Annotated in this window: 18 protein-coding genes; 7 read left to right on the top strand and 11 right to left on the bottom strand. The window is 63.2% G+C overall.

What is annotated here, in order from left to right; genetic code table 11:
* Positions 1 to 106: 106 nt before the first annotated feature.
* The 7 genes from ACFQ95_RS05460 to ACFQ95_RS05430 all read left to right on the top strand — a co-directional run bounded on the left by ACFQ95_RS05460 (position 107) and on the right by ACFQ95_RS05430 (position 10,982).
* Positions 107 to 2,347, top strand: a complete 2,241-nt coding sequence (locus ACFQ95_RS05460) for a rhodanese-like domain-containing protein (protein WP_422829805.1) — start codon at positions 107 to 109, stop codon at positions 2,345 to 2,347.
* A complete protein-coding gene (locus ACFQ95_RS05455) occupies positions 2,344 to 3,756 on the top strand; it encodes a leucyl aminopeptidase family protein (protein ID WP_422829804.1) in 1,413 nt (470 codons plus the stop codon). The genes ACFQ95_RS05460 and ACFQ95_RS05455 overlap by 4 nt, the downstream gene beginning before the upstream one ends.
* Positions 3,757 to 3,912: 156 nt before the next feature.
* Positions 3,913 to 5,559, top strand: a complete 1,647-nt coding sequence (locus tag ACFQ95_RS05450; RefSeq protein WP_422829803.1) for an ABC transporter substrate-binding protein — start codon at positions 3,913 to 3,915, stop codon at positions 5,557 to 5,559.
* 45 nt (positions 5,560 to 5,604) lie between these two features.
* A complete protein-coding gene (locus ACFQ95_RS05445) occupies positions 5,605 to 7,197 on the top strand; it encodes an ABC transporter substrate-binding protein (RefSeq protein WP_422829802.1) in 1,593 nt (530 codons plus the stop codon).
* A gap of 23 nt (positions 7,198 to 7,220) precedes the next feature.
* Positions 7,221 to 8,186 (top strand): ABC transporter permease, encoded by a 966-nt coding sequence (locus ACFQ95_RS05440; protein ID WP_422829801.1) that lies wholly within the window; start codon positions 7,221 to 7,223, stop codon positions 8,184 to 8,186.
* A 70-nt stretch (positions 8,187 to 8,256) separates the two neighbouring features.
* Entirely contained in the window at positions 8,257 to 9,201 is a 945-nt protein-coding gene (locus tag ACFQ95_RS05435; RefSeq protein WP_422829800.1) for an ABC transporter permease, read from the top strand.
* Positions 9,198 to 10,982, top strand: coding sequence for a dipeptide ABC transporter ATP-binding protein (locus tag ACFQ95_RS05430; protein ID WP_422829799.1), 1,785 nt, complete (start codon positions 9,198 to 9,200; stop codon positions 10,980 to 10,982). Before ACFQ95_RS05435 ends, ACFQ95_RS05430 begins: the two co-directional genes overlap by 4 nt.
* A 34-nt stretch (positions 10,983 to 11,016) precedes the next feature.
* On the opposite strand, the gene ACFQ95_RS05425 is transcribed toward ACFQ95_RS05430, so the two are convergent.
* The 11 genes from ACFQ95_RS05425 to ACFQ95_RS05375 form a co-directional block, all read right to left on the bottom strand.
* Positions 11,017 to 12,426 carry a DUF2130 domain-containing protein gene (locus ACFQ95_RS05425; protein ID WP_422829798.1) on the bottom strand — a complete coding sequence of 470 codons (1,410 nt, stop codon included), beginning with the start codon at positions 12,424 to 12,426 and terminating at the stop codon, positions 11,017 to 11,019.
* Positions 12,427 to 12,565: 139 nt separating this feature from the next.
* Entirely contained in the window at positions 12,566 to 13,816 is a 1,251-nt protein-coding gene (gene metC, locus ACFQ95_RS05420; RefSeq protein WP_422829797.1) for a cystathionine beta-lyase, read from the bottom strand.
* Complete coding sequence (locus tag ACFQ95_RS05415) at positions 13,813 to 14,454, bottom strand: cysteine dioxygenase (protein WP_422829796.1); 642 nt, start codon at positions 14,452 to 14,454, stop codon at positions 13,813 to 13,815. The genes metC and ACFQ95_RS05415 overlap by 4 nt, the downstream gene beginning before the upstream one ends.
* Before the next feature lie 41 nt (positions 14,455 to 14,495).
* Complete coding sequence (locus tag ACFQ95_RS05410; RefSeq protein WP_422829795.1) at positions 14,496 to 15,377, bottom strand: amino acid ABC transporter ATP-binding protein; 882 nt, start codon at positions 15,375 to 15,377, stop codon at positions 14,496 to 14,498.
* Positions 15,364 to 16,182, bottom strand: coding sequence for an amino acid ABC transporter permease (locus ACFQ95_RS05405; RefSeq protein WP_422829794.1), 819 nt, complete (start codon positions 16,180 to 16,182; stop codon positions 15,364 to 15,366). Before ACFQ95_RS05405 ends, ACFQ95_RS05410 begins: the two co-directional genes overlap by 14 nt.
* Positions 16,172 to 16,921 (bottom strand): amino acid ABC transporter permease, encoded by a 750-nt coding sequence (locus ACFQ95_RS05400; RefSeq protein ID WP_422829793.1) that lies wholly within the window; start codon positions 16,919 to 16,921, stop codon positions 16,172 to 16,174. Before ACFQ95_RS05400 ends, ACFQ95_RS05405 begins: the two co-directional genes overlap by 11 nt.
* 7 nt (positions 16,922 to 16,928) lie before the next feature.
* Positions 16,929 to 18,176, bottom strand: a complete 1,248-nt coding sequence (locus tag ACFQ95_RS05395) for an aminotransferase class I/II-fold pyridoxal phosphate-dependent enzyme (protein WP_422829792.1) — start codon at positions 18,174 to 18,176, stop codon at positions 16,929 to 16,931.
* Between the two features lie 36 nt (positions 18,177 to 18,212).
* Complete coding sequence (locus tag ACFQ95_RS05390) at positions 18,213 to 19,655, bottom strand: FAD-binding oxidoreductase (RefSeq protein WP_422829791.1); 1,443 nt, start codon at positions 19,653 to 19,655, stop codon at positions 18,213 to 18,215.
* Between the two features lie 38 nt (positions 19,656 to 19,693).
* Entirely contained in the window at positions 19,694 to 20,488 is a 795-nt protein-coding gene (locus tag ACFQ95_RS05385) for a transporter substrate-binding domain-containing protein (protein WP_422829790.1), read from the bottom strand.
* A 113-nt stretch (positions 20,489 to 20,601) separates the two neighbouring features.
* A complete protein-coding gene (locus ACFQ95_RS05380) occupies positions 20,602 to 21,480 on the bottom strand; it encodes a transporter substrate-binding domain-containing protein (protein ID WP_422829789.1) in 879 nt (292 codons plus the stop codon).
* A gap of 89 nt (positions 21,481 to 21,569) precedes the next feature.
* Positions 21,570 to 22,424 carry a transporter substrate-binding domain-containing protein gene (locus ACFQ95_RS05375; RefSeq protein ID WP_422829788.1) on the bottom strand — a complete coding sequence of 285 codons (855 nt, stop codon included), beginning with the start codon at positions 22,422 to 22,424 and terminating at the stop codon, positions 21,570 to 21,572.
* Between the last annotated feature and the right edge of the window lies 1 nt (position 22,425).

The raw sequence follows: 22,425 nt of genomic DNA, 5'->3' as shown, positions 1-22,425 counted from the left end.
GGATTGCTTCTATCGATAGTCGGTTTGCGTCGTTGTGTGTGTATGCATGGCCCTTTAGGCTGAGCAATCTCGCACACCCCGCGTGTTTCTCACAAAAGCCCCAACCATGACCCAAACCGCCATCTCTCTAGACTTCAGCGGCAGCGACCTTGCCAGCCGCCGCAGCGCCGCCGTTGCGGCCTTTATTCAAACGGCTCGCCGCTTGCTGCCCGAGCCGCAGCGCGCCACGCCAGAGCAACTCAAAGTGGTGGCCGAGGCGCTGGTGCAACTGGGTCTGCAGAAAGAGCTATTCCCAGCCGAGCACTTCCCGGTGAGTGCCGAGCGCCCGGCCGGGGTCTACCGCCTGGCCGAAGATCTGAACGGCGAATACGCGCTCTACGTTTCGGCTGGTTTGCCGGGCAAGGCGCAGCCGCCGCACAACCACACCACCTGGGCCATCATTGCGGGCATCAGTGGCAATGAGCGCAATGATGTCTACAGCCGCCACACCACGGAAGATGTTGCACGCGACCGCCTGCAACTCAGCCACACGGTGGACGTGGCCGCGGGCAAGGCCATCACCCTCACTGGTGATGATGTGCACACCATCGAATTGATAGACGGCCAGGCTGGCCTGCACCTGCATTTCTACGGCCTGGCACTAGACCGCCTGCTGGAACGTGTGGTGTTTGAAAGCAAGGCCGGCGGCAGCTACCGCACTTTTGCGCCGCCTGCGCTGATCCGCCATCCGCTGATCTCGGCCCGGGCCCTCAAGGCCACGCTGGCGCAGGGCCGCGATGCAGCCGACGCCGAAGAGCTCGCGGTGCTGGATGTGCGCGAGACCGGCGTTTTCACCCACCGCCACATCTTGCTGGCCGCCTCGGCCCCGCTGTGGCGCCTGGAATTGCTGATCGACCGCCTGGTGCCACGCCGCAACACACGCATCGTGCTGGTCGATGCCGACGAGTCCCTGGCCCACCAGGCCGCCGCCAAGCTGGTGCGCCTGGGCTGGCACAACGTCTCGGTGCTCGAGGGCGGCACCGATGCCTGGGCTGCGGCCGGCTATGAAATCTTCAGCGGCAGCAATGTGCCGAGCAAAGCCTTTGGAGAAGTGATAGAACACGAAAAACACACGCCGTGGATAGACACCGAAGAACTGCAACAACGCATAGAGCGTGGCGACAACATCGTGGTGGTCGACAGCCGCACACCCGAAGAGTTTGCCGCCTTCAGCCTGCCGTTTGCGCACAGCCTGCCGGGCGCCGAGCTGGTCTACCGGATTGGCGAAATCGCCCCCGACGCTAACACCTTTGTGGTGGTGAACTGCGCTGGCCGCACACGCAGCATCGTCGGTGCGCAGACCCTGATCGATGCGGGCATTCCCAATAAAGTGGCCTCGCTGAAAGATGGCACCATGGCCTGGCTTCTGGCCGGCCGCAGTCTGGCCCACGGCCGCACAACGCCGCTGCCCGAGCCCAGCGCCGCCACAGCCGCCACGGCACGTCAACGCGCCGCCTCGGTGGCGCAACGCGCCGGTGTGCAACGCATAGATGCAGAAACCCTGGCCCGCTTCGAAGCTGAAGCCAGCGAGCGCAGCCTGTACCGCTTTGACGTGCGCAGCATTGAAGAATACCAAGCCGGCCATCTTGAAGGCTGGCGCTGGGCCCCCGGCGGCCAACTGGTGCAGGCCACAGACGAGTATGCCGCCACACGCCATGCACGCATCGTGCTGGCCGACTGGGATGGTGTGCGCGCCTTGACCACCGGCGCCTGGCTGGCGCAGTTGGGTGGCCACGAGGTGTTTGTTTATTCGCCCCCGGCCTTGTCCGCACTGGTCACCGGCGCCGAGCCCGTACGTGTGCTGCAGTCACGCACACCCGCTTCCCTGGTGTCGCCCGCACAGGCGGCTGACCTGCTGGCCAAGGCGCAGGCCGTGGTGTTTGATGTAGACCGCCGCGCCGCGTTTGAACGCCGCCACATTGCGGGTGCACGCTTCGCGGTGCCGGACCGCCTGCGCGAGTTTTTAGCCACGCTGCCATCTGAACAGACCGTGTTGATCACCTCGCCGGACGGCGTGTTGGCCCGCACCGTTGCCGCAGAGCTGGCCGCACACCTGGCGTCTGAAGGACGCGCAGTTAAAGCCATCAGTGGCGGCACCGACGCCTGGGTGGCCGCCGGCCTGCCCACGGCCATTGGTGCGGACGGCGTGCTCACCGACGACGACGACCACTGGTACAGTCCCTACGCCCATGCCGACCTGGCCGCACGTGATGCCGGCTTCCGCGCCTACCTCGACTGGGAGCTGGGCCTGGTCGCCCAGTTGGAACGCGAAGGCGATGTGGGCATCCGTCTGGTGGCCGCAGCTTGAGCGCCGCGACACAACCGCCCTTCTTCACACTCCCCACTGAAACGGCGATACCGCTTTACCGCGTCACGCCGTCAAGCCTGCCATCGCTGCTGGAAAAGCTGCCGCCCGCCCAAGCCCAGTGGGTGCGGGCAGCGGGCTTTGAAGCTACGCCAGGGCGCAGCTTGCTGCTGCCCGGCGAAGACCACAGTGTGGCTGGTGTGTTGATCGGTGTGGATGCCGCGCAGCCGCTGTGGCAACTGGCCGCGCTGCCGCGTGTGTTGCCACCCGGCGTCTACACGCTGGCAGAAGCCACCGAGCCGGAGCACACCACGCTGTTGCTGCTGGGCTGGGCCTTGGGTGCATTGCCATCCAGCAAACAAACCAGCACAAACACTGCGCACCCTGTGGGCGCGGCACAACTACAGGCCAGCCAGGCCGAACAAGAGCTGATCACACCCCTGGCAACGGCGATTGGCGAGGTACGGCGTTTGGTCAATCTGCCGGCCAACCAGTTGGGCCCCACGCAACTCGCCGCCAACGTGCGCCAACTGGCCGAACGCCATGACGCCGAATACCGCGAATGGGTGGGCGACGCCCTGCCCGACGCCGGTTTTGCACTGGTGCACGCCGTGGGCCAGGCCGCGGCTGATGCGCCGCGCGTGGCGCAACTGCGGTGGGGCGACGCTAGCCACCCCCACGTGGTGTTGATCGGCAAAGGTGTTTGTTTCGACACCGGCGGCCTCGACCTCAAACCCGCCACCGGCATGCGCTGGATGAAGAAAGACATGGGTGGCGCAGCCCACGCCATCGCCCTGGCCGGCTTGGTGATCGCGGCCCAACTGCCGGTGCAGTTGACATTGGTGGTGCCAGCGGTCGAGAACGCCGTGGGTGCAGGCGCCTTGCGGCCTGGCGACATCGTGAAAGCCGGCAACGGTTTGCTGGTGGAGATCGAAAACACCGATGCCGAAGGCCGCTTGATCCTGGCCGATGCGCTGCACCATGCTTTGAAGGACACAAGCCATGCACCGGCCCTGGTCATAGACCTGGCCACGCTTACGGGCGCAGCACGCATGGCGCTGGGCCCGGAGCTGCCCGCACTCTTCAGCAACCACGACGGCTGGGCCCACGAGCTGCTGGCCCAGGCACAGCAACAGGCTGACCCGCTGTGGCGCCTGCCCCTGTGGGCGCCCTACCGCAGCATGCTCAAGTCAGACCATGCAGACACCTTGAACGCGTCTACCGCGCCCTTGGGCGGCGCCATCACGGCGGCCTTGTTCCTGGAGAACTTTGTGCCCAAACACGTGCCGTGGTTGCACCTGGACCTGTTCGCCTGGAATCTCGAGGAACGCCCCGGCCGCCCCAAGGGTGGCGAAGCACAGGGCCTGCGTGCGTTGTTCGCCCTTTTGGCGCAACGCTTCCCGAAGGCCTGAACGTTTATCCGGAAACCACCACCACAAAGCGCATTTGCTTAGGCGAATTCATGCTTTGTGATGGCGGCTGCGGTCGCCAGAATCCGCCCTCTCGCGCAGCGTTATCCGCTGCGCTTCTCTTTCCACTTGTATCCACCACCGTCGCACAGACCACACATGCTCCACATTCGCCATCTGCAACGCTCCGCCCCTTTCCGCACGCTGACGCTTTTGTCGGCCATGGTCGCAGCCTTGCTGTGCACACCGGCAGTACAAGCCGAAACCCTGCGCTGGGCGCGCTCTACCGATGCCTCAACACTCGACCCACACGCGCTGAACAACGGCCCCAACCACAACCTGCTGCACCAGGTGTACGAGCCGCTGATCATACGCACGGCCGATGGCAAGCTGGTGCCCACGCTGGCCACCTCATGGGCACTGACCAACGACCCCAATGTGTGGGAATTCAAGCTGCGCAAGGGTGTGAAGTTCCACGATGGCAGCCTGTTCACCGCCGACGATGTGTTGTTCTCGCTGCAACGCGCACGTGCACCCACGTCGGACATGCGTTCGCTGCTGGTGTCCATCACCGATGTGGTGAAGATCGACCCATTCACGGTGCAGATCAAGACCAGCGGCCCCAACCCGCTGCTGCCCGACAACCTGATCAACATCCAGATTCTCAGCGCCGCCTGGGCCAAGGTCCACGGTGTGGAGCAACCACAAAACGCCAACGCCAAGGAAGAAACCTACGCCACGCGCAATGTGAATGGCACGGGGCCCTACACCCTGGTGTCACGCGAACAGGACGCGCGCACGGTGTTGAAGCTGTTCCCTGGCTACTGGGGCCGTGGCCAGTTCCCGCTGGAGATAGACGAGCTGGTCTACCTGCCCATCAAGTCGCCCGCCACACGTGTGGCCGCGCTGTTGTCTGGCGAAGTCGACTTTGTGCAAGACCTGCCGATACAGGACATTGCGCGCCTGCGCGCCGACCCCAAGCTGCGTGTCAACCAGGCGGCCGAGAACCGCACCATCTTCCTGGGCTTGAACGTGGGCGCCGTACCGCTGACCTATTCCGACGTGAAGGACAAAAACCCGCTGGCCGACCGCCGCGTGCGCCAGGCCTTCCAGCTGGCGATTGACCGCAACGCCATCCAGAGCGCCGTGATGCGTGGCCTGTCGGTGCCGACCAACATCATCGCGCCACCGTTTGTGCGCGGCTACGAAAAGGCCTTTGGTGCCGTGGGCAAAAGCGACGCGGCCCAGGCCAAGAAACTGCTGGCCGAAGCCGGTTACCCGAATGGCTTTGGCATCACCCTGCATTGCACCAACGACCGCTACCTCAACGACGAAGCCATCTGCCAGGCCGTCTCGGGTTTTCTGGGCCGCATTGGTGTGAAGACCACCGTGGTGTCGCGCCCGCTAGCCATACAGACCGCCGCCGTCAACAACCAGGACACGGACTTCTACCTCTACGGCTGGGGCGTGCCGACTTACGACTCGGCCTACATCTTCGACTACCTGGTGCACACCCGTGGCAAGAACGCACGCGGCGCCACCAATGCCACGCGTTACAGCGATGCCGAGGTGGACCGGCAAATCGTTTCGCTCGCTTCTGAAGGCGACAGCAAGAAGCGTGACGCCACAGTCAAGGCCATCTGGACCACGGTACGGAAAGAGCTGATCTACCTGCCGCTGCACGACCAGATCCAGACCTATGCCATGGCGCGCAAGTTCGACATTCCGGTGAACCCGTCGAACACGCCCTACTTCAAGTACTTCAAGGTGGTGAATCCAGCCAGCGCTTCAGCCGCCGCGCAGTAAGCCCTCTTTCACCGCGTTTATCCCCTCTCGCTCTCTAGAAAAACCATGTTCATCCGCACCCTTTTGAACGCCGCCCTGGTGGCCGCCACCGTGTTTTCCGCCGGCGCCTTGCACGCCGAAACCGTGCGCTGGGCCCGCTCCTCCGATCCGGCCACACTCGACCCACACGCGGTCAACCTCAACACCAACGTCACGCTGCTACACCAGGTGTACGAGCCGTTGGTGCTGCGCACCGCAGACGGCAAGTTGCAACCCGGCTTGGCCACCAGTTGGAAGGTCACCGCCGACCCCACGGTGTGGGAGTTCAAGCTGCGCCCCGGCGTGAAGTTCCACGATGGCGCGGCCTTCAGCGCCGACGACGTGGTCTTCAGCTTCCAGCGCGCCAAGGCCGCCACCTCGGCCTGGAAGACCCTGCTGTCGCCCGTGGTCGAAGCCCGCAAGGTCGATGCGCTCACCGTATTGGTCAAAACCTCGGGGCCTAATCTGGTCTTGCCCAACACCTTGACCAACCTGTTCATCGTCAACGCGGCATGGGCCAAGGCGCACCAGTCGGAGCAACCACAAGATGTGTCCGGCAAGGATGAAATTTTTGCCACGCGCAACGAGAACGGCACCGGCCCCTACCAGTTGGTGTCGCGCGAGCCCGATACCCGCACGGTGTTCAAAGTATTCCCCGGCTACTGGGGCAAGGGCCAGGCACCGCTGGACGTGACGGAAATCGTCTATCTGCCCATCAAGTCGGCGGCCACGCGTATTGCCGCCTTGCTGTCGGGCGAAGTCGACTTTGTGCAGGACGTGCCCGCACAAGACGTGGCCCGCCTCAAGGCTGACAACGCCCTTCGCGTGACCGAAGGCCTGGAGAACCGCACCATCTACCTCGACCTGAACGTGGGCGCCAAGGAGCTCAAGTACAGCGACGTCAAGGGAAAGAACCCGCTGGCCGATGCACGTGTGCGTGAAGCCTTTGCGCTGGCCGTGGACCGCGAGGCGCTGCGCACGGCAGTGATGCGTGGTTTGTCGGTACCCGCCGGCATCATCACGCCGCAGTTTGTGCACGGCTACGAAAAAGCCTTCGACACCTGGCCCAAGCCCGATGTCGCCCAGGCCAAGAAGCTGCTGGCCGACGCCGGTTACCCCAACGGCTTTGGCATCACCCTGCACTGCCCGAACAACCGTTATGTGAACGATGAGGCCATCTGTACCGCCGTATCGGGCTTGCTGGCACGTATTGGCGTCAAGGCCAGCGTGGCCGCGCGGCCGATTGCACAACACGCCACCGCCATCAACCAGGCCGACACCGATTTCTATCTCTACGGCTGGGCCGCGCCGACGTTTGATTCGGCCTACATCTTTGATTACCTGGTGCACACCCGGGGCAAGGACGGCCGTGGCTCGGCCAACGCCATTGGCTACAGCAATGCCGAGACCGATGCCCAAATCGCCTCGCTGGCCACAGAGGCCGACGCCAAGAAACGCGACGCAACCATCCACAACATCTGGCAAACCGTGCAGAAGGAAGGCTTCTACCTGCCGTTGCACCACCAGGTACTGGACTACGCGATGAAACGCAAGTTCGACATTCCGGTGAATCCGGAAGACGCCATCTTCTTCAAGAACGTCAAAGTCGCCGCACCCTGAGCCGCGCCAGTTTGTAGACCCGCATGCTGTTGTTACTCCTACGCCGCCTGGGCCAGGCTATCCTGGTCCTGCTGGCGGTCTCGTTTGTCTCGTTCATGGTGTTCCGCCACATTGGCGACCCCACCATCAGCCTGCTGGGTGAAGACGCGTCCCTGGCCGACCGCCAGGCCGTCATCACCGAGCTGGGCTTCGACCAACCCGTACCGGTGCAATACCTGCGCTATCTGCGCAACGTGGTGCACGGCGAGTTTGGTATTTCGTACCGGCTCAAACGCCCCGTGGTCGAGGTGATTGCCGAACGCCTGCCGGCCACGCTGGAGCTGGCTCTGGTGGCCGGCCTGCTGGCCGTGGCCGGTGGTGTGGCGCTCGGCGTGTACACCGCCATACGGCGCGAAGGCTGGGCCAGCCGTGTATTGATGACGCTGTCGCTTGTGGGTGTGTCGCTGCCCACCTTCCTGATCGGCATCGGGCTGATCTACCTGTTTGCGGTCGAGCTGCGTTGGCTGCCCTCTTTTGGCCGGGGCGACACCGTGGCCCTGGGCGGCTGGCGCACCGGGTTTCTCAGCGCCTCGGGCTGGGCCTCGCTGGTGCTGCCGGTGTGCACGCTGGCCTTGTTCAAGCTCACGCTGATCATGCGCCTGGTGCGTGCCGAAATGCTCGAAGCCCTGCGCACCGATTACGTGCGTTTTGCGCGGGCACGCGGCCTGCCCGAGCGGCGGATCCACTACCGCCACGCGCTGCGCAACACCCTCATACCTGTGGTCACCATCACCGGATTGCAACTCGGCTCACTGATTGCGTTTGCCATCGTCACCGAGACGGTGTTCCAGTGGCCGGGTGTGGGCTTGTTGTTCATCTCGTCGATACAGGCGGTGGACGTGCCGGTGATTGCGGCCTACCTGCTGTTGATCGCCGTGTTGTATGTGCTGATCAACTTTGTGGTCGACGGTGTGTACCTGCTGGTCGACCCTCGACTGCGCAGGTCTTAAGAAAAAATGCTGCTTGCGCTTACCTGGTAAGCGCGGGCAGCTATCAATGGCATAGCAGACCAGATTCCTCATGACAACATCCGTTCCGGCTTCCGCCGACCTTCCAAAACGCAAATGGCGCCACTCCGACTCGGCCGTCCTGCGTTCGTTCGCGCTCTCGCGCACCGTGCAAGCCGCCGTGCTGGTGCTCGCCCTGCTGCTGCTAGGCGCTCTGTTCGCACCGTGGATTGCGCTGCAGGACCCGTTCAACCCAGCGGTACTGGAATTACTCGACGCGTTCACGCGGCCCGGCCAGGCCGGGCTGTCGGGTGCGGCCTATCCACTGGGCAGCGACGACCAGGGCCGCGACGTGTTCTCGGCCATCTTGTATGGCCTGCGTATGTCGCTGCTGGTGGGCGGCGCCTCGGTGGCGCTGTCGCTGGCCATTGGTGTGCCGCTGGGCTTGATCGCCGGTTATGTGGGCGGCTGGTTCGACACACTGGTGATGCGTGTGGCCGATGTGCAGCTGACCTTTCCGGTATTGCTGGTGGCGCTGCTGGTGTTTGGCATTGCACGCGGCATCCTGCCCGAAGGTTACCGCGACGACATGGCGCTTTACGTGATTGTGCTGGCCATTGGTCTGTCGGAATGGGTGCAATACGCACGCACCGTGCGCGGCGCGGTCATGGTGGAGAAACACAAAGACTATGTACTGGCTGCACAAGTCATAGGCCGCTCGCGCACCGGCATTCTGGTCAAGCACATCTTGCCCAACCTGCTGGCCCCGGTGCTGGTGATTGCCACCATCAGCTTCGCACTCGCCATCGTAGCCGAGTCCACGCTGTCTTATCTGGGTGTGGGCCTGCCACCCACCCAGCCTTCGCTGGGCACACTGATACGCATAGGCCAGGGCTTCCTGTTTTCGGGTGAATGGTGGATTCTGCTGTTCCCCGGCCTGGTGCTGCTGGCGCTGGCGCTTTCTGTCAACCTCGTCGGCGATTGGCTGCGCGACGCCTTGAACCCCAAACTGCAATGACCGCACGCGATCCTTTCCTGGCCGACGTAGTCCATGCTGCTGCGCCCTCTGCTCCCGCGGCCCCTGCGCAGTTGCCTACGCTGCGGGTGCGCAATCTGGGTGTGCGCTTCGACAGCCACCGCGGCCCGCTGCAGATTCTGCAAGACGTGTCGTTCGACATCGCACCGGGTGAAATCCTGGGCGTAGTGGGTGAATCGGGCGCGGGTAAATCCATGACCGGCAATGCCGTCATCGGCCTGATCACCTCACCTGGCCGGCTGAGCAGCGGCACGGTGGAATTGCGTGGTGAACGCATAGACACACTCAGCGCCGAAGACCAGCGTCGCCTGCGTGGCAAACACATTGGCATGGTGTTCCAAGACCCGCTGACCAGCCTGAACCCGGTGCTCACCGTGGGCCAGCACCTGGTCGAAACCATTCGTCTGCATTTGCCGCTGGATGCCCAACAAGCCCGCGAACGTGCGATCGCACTGCTGGCCGAAGTGGAGATAACCGACCCGGCCACGCGCATAGACCAGTACCCGCATCAGTTCTCCGGCGGCATGCGCCAGCGTGTGGCGATTGCGCTGGCGCTGTGCGCCGAACCCGAATTGCTGATTGCCGACGAACCCACGACCGCGCTGGATGTGTCGGTGCAGGTGCAGGTGATCCGTGTCTTGCGCAAGGTCTGCCGCGAGCGTGGCACGGCCGTGATGCTGATCACCCACGACATGGGTGTGATCGCCGAAGCTGCCGACCGTGTGATGGTGATGTACCAGGGCCGGGTGCTGGAAACCGGTCCGGTGCGGCGCGTGCTAGACCACCCGCAAGCACCCTACACACGCGCACTGATGGCAGCAATTCCATCACTCAGCCAAAGGCAGGAGCGGCTGCCGGTGCCCGAGATAGGCGCTGATCTGGCGCAGGCGGCAGCCCCTGTGGTGCGGCCAAGCCAAGCGCCAGGCAAACCAAGCGAAGCCGCCGCAACGCTGCTGCAGGTGCAAAACCTGTCGCGCGATTTCGACCTTTCTGCCCCTTGGCTGTTGCGCACACTGGCGCGCCAACCCAAGAAGCTGTTGCACGCCGTGCAGGACGTGAGTTTCAGCATCGCGCGCGGCAGCAGCTTTGGCCTGGTGGGCGAATCGGGCTCGGGCAAATCCACCGTGGCGCGCATGATTGCGGGTTTGAGCAAGCCCACTGCCGGGCGCGTGCTGTTAGGCGGTGTTGACCGCTGGGCCGACGTGGCAGGCGCTGCGGCACAACGCAAGCGTTTTCAGATGATCTTTCAAGACCCCTACGCCAGCCTGAACCCGCGCTGGCGCGTGGACAGGCTTATTGCCGAGCCGCTGGAGGTGCTGGGCTTGACAAGTGGAGCCGACGAAACCGCAGAACGTGTGAATGAGGCGCTGCGCCTGGTGCGTTTGCAGCCGGACGACGGTCGGCGTTACCCGCACCAGTTTTCCGGAGGCCAACGCCAACGCATCGCCATTGCGCGCGCCCTGGTGAGCCGCCCGGAATTCATTGTGTGCGACGAGCCCACCTCGTCGCTGGACGTTTCCGTGCAAGCCCAGGTGTTAAATCTGATGCGCGACCTGCAGGACGAATTTGGCCTGACCTACCTGCTCATCAGCCACAACCTCGCCGTGGTGCGCCACATGTGCGACCAGGTGGGCGTGATGCAACACGGCCGCCTGGTGGAAGTGGGCACGGCAGAAGCCGTGTTGACCGCGCCCAGCCACACCTACACACGTGAGCTGATGGCCGCAGTGCCCGACATCGGCCGGGTCAGGGCTGCGGCCTGATGCGCTGATGTGTGCAGCCCCTGAGCACATACCTTCATTCGGATTCTGCAGCGCCCTCGCTTTTGAGTTCAGCAAACTTCGCGGCCATGGTCGGGTTGCCGCGTGTCAGTTTCTTGATGGTGAGGTCTTCCGCCTTGTCATTGGCGAGCCGCAGATTATTGGCCGACTTGTAGAGCGCATCCTTGGTTTTCTCCAGATCCTTGATGGCCTCGTCAATCCTCTTGATCGCCTCCTCAAACCCGTCGGAGGCGAGACGCCAGTTCCGGCCAAACGCCGTCTTGAAATCGTCCAGCTGCGTCTCGAATTGTGTGATGTCGAGGTTCTGCGCCCGCACCAGTGCCAGCTCTGATTTGTAGGCCAGAGACTTCATCGCGGCATTACGCAACAGCGTGATCATGGGGATAAAAAACTGCGGCCTGACGATGTACATCTTCGGGTAGCGATGAAACACATCCACAATCCCGGTGTTATAGAGTTCGCTGTCGGGCTCCAGCAAAGAGACCAGCACCGCATACTCGCAGCCCTTTTCGTTGCGGTCTTTGTCGAGTTCCTTTAGAAAGTCCTCGTTTTTCTTCTTGCTGGCAGTGGCATTGTTTTCGTTCTTCATCTCGAACATGATGGACACAATTTCGGTGCCATCCTTGTCCAGGTCGCGGAAAACGTAGTCGCCCTTGCTGCCACCCTGCACGTCATTGTCTTTCTCGAAGTAGGCACTAGGGAAAGCGGTTGCACGCAGCCGGTTGAACTCGGTCTCACAATGCTGCTCCAGGGTTTCGCCCACCATCTTGGTGGACAAGCGGGCCTTCATGTCACGCAGCCGTTCAATCGCGTCGTCGCGGTCCTTGATCTGCGTCTCGTACTTTTCTTTCAGCGACTTTTCGGCCAGCGTCTTTTCAAGTTCCGCACGTTGCAGGCCACTCTTCAGTTCATCCCGCTCCTTTTCAACCACACCCACCGCCTCGGTGACCGCGAGTTTTTGCGTGACACCGCTGGCCTCAATTCTGGCCTTCAACTGCTGAATCTCTGCCTCTTTCGCAGCGGTGACTTTCTGCAGTTCATTCGCCAGTTGCACCTGCGCCAATTGAGATGCGGCTTGCCGGTCGCTTTTGGCCTGGCCGAGTTCGTTGGCCAGCACATCACGTTCTTTCTCGAGCGCGGCCAGGGCCTGCGTCACGGCGAGCTTGCGCTCCACCTCACCCGCATCCAGCCTGGCCTTCAGTGCCTGGATCTCGGCGTCCTTGGCCGAGGCTGCCTTGTTTAATTCGCTCGCCAGCTTGGTTTGTGCCAGTTCGACCGCGTTGCGTTTGTCCTGTTCGGCCAGTTCCAGCCTTTCGTGCAACTGCTTTTCAAAAGCGCTGTCGCGCACCTGCTTCAAAATGTCCGCGTACCCGGCCTCGTCAATTTTGAAGGCCTTGTTGCAGTGTGGACAGATGATTTCATGCATGCTTATTTATCCTCTGCTTTGACCGAGATGGGCAAAAGCATTGAAGAAATACTGCTTTCGCCGCCCATATCACTGTGCGGCAGATTTCTCTGGCACAGCCCAATGGGGCGACTCTAACTGCACTTTGGCCTGAATCCGCTTATGCAGGCAACAGGCTTTGCTTCTGCGCGGCCCACACGGCCGCGGCTTTGGCCAGGGCCTGCTGCACATCGGCGATCAAGTCCTGCGGATCTTCCAGCCCGATGTGAAGCCGCACCACGGGCTGAGCGCTGTTCCAGGTGCGGTAGGCCGCCAGGCGCTCGGGCGGCGCAATCAGGGCCAGGCTTTCGTAGCCACCCCAAGACGCCCCAATGCCAAAGTGCTGCAGAGCATCGATGAACGCGTTCGCCACCGACACATCGCCCTCTTTCAGCTCGAATGACACCAGGCCACTGGCGCCGCTGAAGTCGCGTTGCCACAAGGCATGGCCCGGGTCTTCTGGCAGCGCCGGGTAGAACACCCGTGCCACCTGGGCGTGTTTCTGCAGCGCCTTGGCCACCAAGGTGGCATGGCGTTGGTGCTGGGCCAGGCGCACGGGCAAGGTGCGTATGCCGCGCAGCGACAGGTAGGCGTCGTCGGCGCCAATCGTCAAGCCCAGCGACTCGTAGGCCGAAGTAAGTTTCGCCGCCAGCGCCGGGCTGTCGACCACCACAATGCCTTGCATCAGGTCCGAATGCCCGGCAATGTATTTGGTGGCGGCTTGCACCACCACGTTGGCCCCTAGCGACAGCGGTTTGTAGAACCAACCGCCGCTCCAGGTGTTGTCGGCCACCACGGTGATGCCGCGTGCGGCAGCAATCGCCGCCAACGCCGGCAGGTCGATCACTTCAAACAGCAGGGAGCTGGGCGACTCCAGGTAGACCAGCTTGGTGTTGGGGCGGATCAATGCCGCCAGCTCGTCATGGCCGGGCGAGAAGTATTCGAGCGTGATGCCTATGCGTTTCAGCAGGCCATCATCAACCCGGCGCACCGGCGCGTAGACGTTGTCGGCCACCAGGGCGTGGTCGCCGGGTGCCAACAAGGCCAGCAGCGTCAAAGAAATCGCCGCCAGGCCAGACGGCGCGAGGAACGCGCGGTGGCCGCCCTCAAGCTCGGTCACCGCGTCTTCCAGCGCCTGGTGGGTGTCCAGCCCATGGCGGCCATAACCGGCCACACGCTCACCGGTGGCGCGGCGGTGGTGTACGTCGGCATGGGTGGCGGTATCGGCAAAACGTACGGTGCTGGTGCGCACCACCGGCACGTTGACCGGGCCCGTGCCGTCACGCAGCGGCGGCACCCCGGCGTGTATCAGCCGGGTGGCGGCTCCCAATGGTTGCGCGTTACTGTGTTGGCTTCCACTCTTCTGGCTCATGCAGCCACCTTGCTGGGCTTGAACTGGGTGGCGTTGTAGTTCACCACTTCGCCGGTCTCCAGGTTCACACCGATGCGGCCAGAGAGTTGTTCCAGCGCACGGCCATACAAGTGAAAGTGCAGCGTAGGTTTGTCGCCCACCACGTGGATGCTGTGGATGTCGTCCGGCAGGAAAGACACCGAAGTGCCGGGCTGCACGGTCAGTTCACGCACCAGTTGCAGTGTGGCCAGGGCCGGGTTGGCGCCGTCATCGGTACGGCGGTAGATGCGGTTTTCTTCCTGGCCTTCGACCGCCACGATCACCGCCCAGGTGGTGTGGTTGTGCGGAATGGTGGTTTTGCCGGGGTTGATGGAGTTCAGGTACAGCGACAGGCCTTCGTCACCATCGGCGGCGTTCAAGCGGTAGCGTGTGGCAGCGCCCACACCTTCGCTGGCCAGCGGAGGCGCGAAGTCGGCACGCGTGAAAAGTTTCTTTTGCGCGGCCAGGCGCTCCAGCCGCGCGGTGATGGCTTCGAGTGTGCTGCGGTCTACCGGCTGGCTCTGCGCCAGGATGTGGCGGATGTCTTCCAGTGCTTCTTGCACTGCGCTGGCACGCTGGGTGGCAATAGAGTCGCCTAAAGGGATCAGGGTTTCGGCCATCATGGGCTCCTTGTCGTGTGGGGATATTGGTTGAAGCGCATTCAAAGTGCGAAGCGCAAGCGGTCAAACGCCAGTGGCGGGTCGGGCAGCAACACCGGCGACGGCCGGTTGCGCCCACCCTCGCCCAGCGCACGGTGCAGGAAGGCGCGCGTGCGTTCACTCGCCGGGTCGCCAAAGATGCGTGCCGCCGGGCCGTGTTCCACAATCAGCCCGGCTTCGGTGAAGTACACCTCGTCGCTGATCTCTTCGGCAAAACGCATTTCATGCGTGACCAGCACACAAGTCAGGCCGTCGTTCACCAGGTCGCGGATCACGGTAAGCACCTCGCCCACGGTTTCCGGGTCCAGTGCCGAGGTCACTTCGTCAAACAGCATCAGCTCGGGCTGCATGGCCAGCGCGCGTGCAATCGCCACACGCTGCTGCTGCCCGCCCGACAACTCGCCGGGGTAGGCGTTTTCCTTGTGCGACAGCCGTACCTTGTCCAGCAAGGCACGCGCCTCGCGGTGCACCGGGCCCCGGTCGCGCCCGGCCACTCGGGTGGGGGCGATCACCAGGTTCTCCAGCACCGTGAGATGCGGAAACAGGTTGTACTGCTGAAACACAAAACCCACGCGTTTGCGCAGTGCAATCAACTCGGCCTCGCTGCGCAGCGCATCGACCTGGGTGTCGCCCACCCGTATGCTGCCCTGCTGTGGCCGCAGCAGCCCGGTGATGCAACGCAGAATGGTCGATTTGCCCGAGCCCGAAGGCCCGATGATGGACACCGCCTGGCCGCGCCGGACCTCCAGCTTGATGCCCTTGAGCACCTGGTTGGCGGCGGGTGCCTTGCCAAACGACAAGTGCACGTCGTGCAAGGCCACCAGGGGTTGGAGTGCGCTGCTCACGGCGGGGTTGTGGCTCAGGAAAACATCATTGGCGGTCATGGCGGCGCTCCAGTGCGCGCGTGGCGCGGGCAATCGGGTAACAGTAGGCGAAAAACAAGGCCAGCAGCGTGAAGTAGACGAGGATGGTGAAGTCGGTGCGCGCAACCGTGTTGCTGGCAATCTGTGCCGTGTCGACCACGTCGTGCACACCCACCAGCGAGGCCAGCGAGGTGCTCATGGTGATGCTGGCGTAGAGGTTCATCCACGGCGGCAACATGCGCCGCAGACACTGCGGCAAAACAATCAAGCGAAAGATCTGCGTGCGGCGAAACGCCAGCGACTGCGCGGATTCCCACTGCGCGCTGGGAATCGACTGGATGGCGCCGCGGAAAATCTCCGCCACGTTGGCGCTGGCCGGCAAAGCCAGGCCCAGCACCACCTTGATCCAGTCGGGAAACGGAAACGTCCACGACACCAGCTGGATCTCAAACGGGAACACATAGGTGGTGAAGTAAATCAACACCAGCACCGGCGCATTGCGAAACAGCTGCACATACCAGCGTGTGGCCCAGCGCAGTGTTTTGCCGGGCGACAGCGACAAAGCCCCTATGACCAGGCCCACCAGTGTGCCCAGCGCCATGGCCAACAGACTGATCTCGATGTTGACCAGCAGGCCGCGCAGCAGCACCGGCAGCCATTTCCACAGATGCAACAACACAAGGGGTGTGCTGCCGGTGGTGATCCAGAAGCTGAGCACGGCGGCCAGGGCCAGCGCCGTGACCACCCAAGGATTGCGCCACGGGCTTTGGCCAGGCGGCGCCGCTCCACCGGCGGCCGACGCCCCTAAAACGAATTCATTGGCCATAACCGGGCATCCTCCAGCGTTGCTCCAACCATCGGCCCAGCAGGCTCACACCCCAGGTCAGCAGGCCAAAATACAGCAGGATCAGCAGCAGCAATTCGAGCACGTTGTCGCGCTGCGTCCAGATCATGATGGACTCGTAGGTCACGTCGCCCACGGCAATGGCCGAGGCCACGGCGGTCATCTTCACCAGGTCGATCAGGTTGTTGACCAGCGCCGGCAGCGCAAACCGCACGGCCAGCGGCAGCTCCACCCGGGCCAGCAACTGGCGCTGTGAGAAGCCTAGCGAACGCGCCGCCTCCAGCGTGGTGCGCGGCACGGCCTCGATGCCCGCGCGCAAAGCCTCGGCGTGGAACACCGCTTTGTGCAACGACACCACCATCACCACCCAGACAAAAGGCGTGAGCGGGTTGGCCATCACACCCACCGACTTGAGCTGCTGGCTGATCAGCATATTGAGCACCAGGAAGGCGCAATACAACTGCACCAGGGTGGGCGTATTGCGAGTCACTTCCACAAAGGCGCGGGCTGGTTGGGCCAGCCAGGGGCGGCCCGAGGTCAGTGCGGCGGCAATCGCCACCCCTGCGGCCAGGCTGCAGGGAATGGTCAGCAGGCAAAGCTGTAGCGTCACGCCCAGGCCGCGTATAAAAGCCTGGCGCTCGCCCACATCCAATAGGAACGCGTAGTTCAGGCCCAGCGGCTTCAGCGCCGCAACCAGGCCAGGCAAAAAATCCACACTCATGGCCGCGTCACACCGAAAGCGCCGGCACGGGCACCGGCAGACGCAAGGCGTTGACCGCACGGCGGATACGCTGGATGGCGTCTTCCAGCACCGACTCGCTGGCCGCAATCGAGATGCGGAAGTACGGCGACAAGCCATACGCGCCACCGTCGACCACGGCCACCCCCTCGGACTCCAGCAACCAGTCGACAAAGTCGCTGTCGGATGTGATGCTGCGGCCATCGGGCCGCTCCCAGCCTATCCATTTGCCTATGTGTACGTAGGCGAAGAATGCGCCCTCAGGCGCCAACAGGCTCAGACCCGGGATGGCGTTGAGCCCGGCTGTCACCAGCGCGGCGCGGCGTGAATAGGCCAACCGCGCTTGCGCCACGAAACTCTGGTCGGCGGCATTCAGCGCCGACGCCAGCGCCGCCTGGCCTATGGAATTGGGCCCGCTCGAGGCCTGCGACTGGATCACCACCATGGCTTCGATCAGCGCGGCAGGCCCTGCGCCCCAGCCAATGCGCCAGCCGGTCATGGCGTAGGTTTTGGAGGCGCCGTTGACCAGCAGGCTGCGCTCGCGCAGATCGGGTGCCACATGCAACAAGTGTGCGGGCGCCTCGGGTGTGAACCAGATGTGTTCGTAGATTTCGTCCCACAACACCAGCACGCGCGGGTGCTGGCGCAGCACCTCGGCCAAAGCTGCCAACTCGGGGGCGCTGTAGACCGCGCCACTGGGGTTGCCGGGCGAGTTCAGGATCAGCCAACGCGTACGCGGCGTGATGGCGCGGGCCAGCGCCTGCGCCGTGAGCTTGAAGCCCGTGGCCTGGTTCACCGGCACGATCACCGGTATGCCGTCGTTGACCGAGACCATGTCCGGGAATGACGGCCAATACGGTGCGGGCAAGATCACTTCGTCGTCCGCATCCAGCGTGGCCGCCAGCGCGTTGTAGATCACCTGTTTGGCGCCGTTCGACACCATGATGCGCGAAGCTGTGTATTCGAGCTGGTTTTCGCGCAGGTACTTGGCGCTGATGGCGCGGCGCAACTCGGCCGTGCCCGCCGTCGGTGTGTATTTGGTTTCGCCACGCGCCATGGCAGCCACAGCGGCTTGTTTGATGGTCTCGGGGGTATCAAAATCGGGCTCGCCAGCGGTCAGCACCAACACATCGCGGCCTTGCGCGATTAGCGCCGAGGCACGTGCGCTGGCGGCCGCGTTGGGAGACAGCTTGACGCGCTGCACACGCTTGGACAGCGCAAAGGGAGTTGTGGTCATGAAAATCCTAAAAAGTCTGATTCGGCCAAGAAAGATTTAGCCGAGAACCTTGCCGGGGTTGAGAAAACCCAAAGGGTCGAGCGCTCGTTTCACACGCAGCATCAGGTCCAGCTCGACACTGCTCTTGTAGCGCGGCAAGACGTCGCGTTTGGTCTGGCCTATGCCATGCTCCGCGCTGATGGAGCCGCCAAAGGCATGCACGCTGTCGTGCACCACTTCGTGGATGGCGTCTTCCTGCGCAAACAGCGCGTCCACCCCTAGATGCACGGCATGCGAGACGTTGTAGTGCAGGTTGCCGTCGCCCAGGTGGCCAAACACCACCGGACGCACACCCGGAAAACGCGCCTCCAGGGCGGCGGCGGTTTCACGCAGAAACGATGGCATACGCGAGATCGGCACCGAGATGTCGTGTTTAACGTTGCTGCGCCCCTCAGCGTCGCGCCGCTGCGCCACACCCAGGGCCTCATCACGCAGGCGCCACAGGGCCTGGCTTTGCTGCAGGCTTTCGGCTATGGCCGTGTCGACCACCAGGCCGTCTTCAAACGCCGTGCCCAGCACTGCCTCAAAACGCTCGCGCGCATGGGCTTCGCTTTCGCTGTCGGACAGGTCCAGCAGCGCATACCAAGGTGCATTTGTGGTCTCCAGCGGGATGGGATGCTCGGGCACATGCTGCGCAATCAGTTGCAGCGCAGTGTTAGACATCAGCTCAAACGCCGTGAGACCGGCGCCAAAACCAGCGCGTGCGATGGACAGAAATGCAATCGCATCGCCAATACACGGAAACGCCAGCAGCGCCGTGTGTTGTGCCGCCGGCAGCGGGTACAGCTTGAGTGTGGCGGCGGTGATGATGCCCAGCGTGCCTTCGCTGCCAATATAGAGGTCGCGCAGCGCGTAGCCGGTGTTGTCTTTGCGCAGGCCGCGCAAGCCGTGCCAGATCTCTCCCTCGGCCGTCACCACCTCCAGGCCCAGCGTCAACTCGCGCGTATTGCCGTAACGCAGCACCTGGGTGCCGCCCGCGTTGGTACTCAGGTTGCCGCCTATGGTGCAGCTGCCTTCCGAGCCCAGGCTCAAGGGGAACAAGCGGCCGGCTTCCAGCGCGGCCTTCTGCACATTTGCCAACACACAGCCGGCTTGCACGGTGATGGTGTCGTTGTCGGTATCGACCTCCAGCACTTTGTTGAGCCGCGCCAACGACAACATCACCGCTTGGCCGCTGTTGTCTGGTGTGGCCGCGCCCATCAAACCCGTGTTGCCACCTTGCGGCACCAAGGGAATACGGCGCTCGCGGCACAGGCGCACAAGCTGGGCCACCTGCTCGGCGTTGGCCGGGCGTACCACGGCCAGGGCACGGCCAGTCAAACGGCCGTGTTGGTCGGTCAGAAAAGGCGCGGCATCGGTGCCGCTAAGCACCTGGGCAGCACCGAATTCACTGCGCAGAATGTCGAGCAACGAGAAGGTGGTGGGCGGCGTTTGGGTCATCGCGTACGAGGCTTGAGAATGCTTGGTTTGACCAGCTCTTACGCAGGCGTCTTCTTGAACTTGTCGTGCAGTTGGTAGAGCAGCGGCGTGGGGGTCATGCCGTTTTTCTTCTCCACCTCGATCAGCCAGCCGCTGCGGTGCCACTGCTGCACGATCTTGTCGATGGCATTTTGTGTATCGGCCTCGCCCTTGCGCAGCCAGATGACAGACGGCGACGGAATCAGATCACTCCTGGAAACGATCTCGTATTCCTTCCAGTCGGCGTTTTCCGCCACCAGTTCGCGCAGCGTGGGGCTCACATGCACGGCCGTCACGCAGTTGCCGCCGCGCAAGGCCAAAAGCGACTCCGGCTGGCCGCGAAAGGCTTTGATCTGTGCGCCGTAGTCATCGGCCAGCGGCTTGGTGAAATTGCTGCCTTGTGAGACACACACCGGCTTGCCACGCAGGTCTTCCCACTTGCTGATGCCGCTGCCTTTTTTGCTGATGGCCGCGCCGCCGACTTCTTCAAACGGCGTGGGCACAAAGCTCAGGATTTCGCTGCGCTCCTGCGTCCACTGCATTTTGGCGATCAAGATGTCGACCTTGCCCTGCTGCAGAAACTGCACGCGGTTGGACGGTTGTACTTGCACCGTCTCCAGCGCCACACCCAAGCCTTTGGCCACAGCTTCGGACAACTCCACGTTGTAGCCAATGTGCTTTTGCGTGACGGGGTCTATGCTGCCAAACGGCGGGCCGGACAAGATCACGCCGACGACCAGTTTGCCGCGCTGCTTGATCTTGTCGAGGGTGGCGTCGGCGTGGGCGGCCTGCGCCAGGAACACGAGGCTAGCCACGAGGAGGATGCCACGCGCAACACCGCGGATCCGGCTTTGCCGGGCCGCTGGTGTTGCCCCTTGCAAGGGGGTTGGCGAAGCGACACGCAGTGCGCGCAGACTGGGGGGGAGCGTCATTTCGCGTCGCTTTCAAAAGGCGCGCGGTCGAACCTGCCTTGCTGCGCCTTTTGGTTGGCGGAAACAAAGTAGCTGTCGGGCACTCCGTACTTTTTCGACAGGCTCACCAGCGTGCCGCTGCGGTGCCAGTCTTGGATGGCCTTGTCCACGTAGGCCTGCGTATCGGCCTCGCCACGGCGCGTCCAGATGACGGTGGGTGATGGAATCAACTGCTCGTTGGTCGCCAGTTGGAAGTCTTTCCATTCGGCGGCACTGGCGCCAGTCAGCGTTTGCACCATGGCCGGCTGGATGTGCACCGATGCAGCACAGGTGCCGCCCTTTAATGCGAGCAGCGATTCAGGAATGCCCTTCAGTCCTTTGACCACTGCGCCATAGGTGTCCTGCAGCGGCTTGGCGAAGTTGCTGCCTTGCGACACACAGGCCACCTTGCCACGCAGGTCTTCCCATTTGGAGATGCCGCTGCCCTTGGCGACGATGGCGGCGCCACCGACCAGGTTGTAAGGTGTCGGGGCAAAGGTCAATATCTCGCTGCGCTCCTGCGTCCACTGGATGTTGGCAATCAACAAATCCACCTTGCCGGCTTGCAGAAACTGCACACGGGTAGCGGCGGTGACGGGCACCACTTCAAGTTCCACGCCCAGGCGCTTGGCGATGTCGCGCGCCAGGTCGGTCTGGAAACCGCCGACCTTGCCGGTGGCGGTATCGAGCAGGCCAAACGGCGGCTCCGGGCTGTCCACGCCTACCGACAACTTGCCGCGTTGCTTGATTTTGTCCAGCGTGGCATCGGCGTGTGCCGCACCGGCAAAGCTGGCGGCCAGCAAACCCAATAGGCCCAGGGATAGGCACAGGGTTTTAGAAGAGAGCTTGAATTTCATGAGACGGACATGAGAAGGGTTCTGGCCGCGCACGCCTGGCGGCATGCGCTTGTGGTCAAAATTTCGTGCTGAACAGAAAGCAGAAAGGCTTACAGCGCCGCCTTGAACTTGGCTTGCAGTTCGGGCAGCAGCGGCTGTGGCGGCTCTATGCCAAGGCGTTTCTCGGTGGCAATCAACCAGCCGCTGCGGTGCCATTCCTGCAACACCTTGTCGACGGCGGCAATGGTGTCCTGCTCACCCTTGCGCGTCCACACCACGGACGGTGCGGCCAGCAGTTCGGTGCTGATGGGCGCGGCATAGGCCGACCACTCTGCATTGCCACGCAGCGTGGGGTGGATCAGCGTGGAGTCGTGCACCGCCGCCACACAGTTGCCGCCACGCAGGGCCAGCAAGGAGTCGGAAGAGCTTTTGTAGCCGTGCACTTGTGCGCCGTAGTCGGCGGCCAGTGGCTTGGCAAAGCTGCTGCCTTGCGACACACACACGGACTTGCCGCGCAGGTCTTCCCACTTGGTGATGCCGCTGGTCTTTAACACGGCGGCCGTGCCGCCCACACGGTAGAACGGGGTCGGTGCGTAGCCCAGAATCTCGGCGCGGTCGGGGTTGAGCTCCATGGAGGCAATCAACAAATCAACCTTGCCGCCTTGCAGAAACTGCACGCGGGTGGCCGTTTGGACCTGCACCAGGTCGACCTCTACACCCAGGCCTTTGGCCAGCGCACGCGCCAGTTCGGGGTTCCAACCAACAAGTTGTTGTGTGGCCGGGTCGATGGAGCCGAACGGGCCACCGTTGACCAAGACCCCAATGCTGACCTTGCCGCGCTGTTTGATTTTGTCTAGCGTGGCGTCGGCATGGGCTGCCGTGGATGCCAGGGCCAGAAGAACGTAAGCCAGCGCCACGGCGCGAGGCTTGAAAAGCCTGGAGATGGGGTTAGAAGTAGACAACATG

This window comes from Variovorax sp. HJSM1_2, from assembly GCF_049316285.1.
In the GTDB taxonomy this organism is placed as follows: domain Bacteria; phylum Pseudomonadota; class Gammaproteobacteria; order Burkholderiales; family Burkholderiaceae_C; genus Rhodoferax_B.
This window is presented reverse-complemented; position numbering and strand designations above follow the sequence as displayed.